The organism is Zoogloea sp. LCSB751 (genome assembly GCF_002028455.1).
GTDB lineage: Bacteria > Pseudomonadota > Gammaproteobacteria > Burkholderiales > Rhodocyclaceae > Zoogloea.
In genome coordinates, this window is sequence record NZ_MWUM01000700.1 from 1 (window position 1) to 231 (window position 231).

General features: G+C 67.5%; 1 pseudogene. It reads right to left on the reverse strand.

Annotated features, from left to right (window positions below):
• A pseudogene (locus B4920_RS28240) lies at nucleotides 1–231 on the reverse strand (hypothetical protein); the annotation flags it as partial.

The following is a 231-nucleotide window of genomic DNA, read 5'->3' on the forward strand; positions in this document are numbered from 1 at the left end:
AGGCTTTGAGCGCCGACAGCGGCAAGCGGGTACCGGCCAGGTAGTCCTGGATGCACTGCCACACCAAGGGGCTGCGCAGGGCCGGCTTGCACTCGGCGATCACCGCCAGGGTGAGCCAGTGGCAGGCCAGCACGTCGCCGTCGGGATCCTCTGGATGGTGCTGACCCGGTGCCTTTTCAAGGTCGAAGATGACGGCGGTGCGCACGAAGGTGGCCTCGCTGTCCGCCGGTT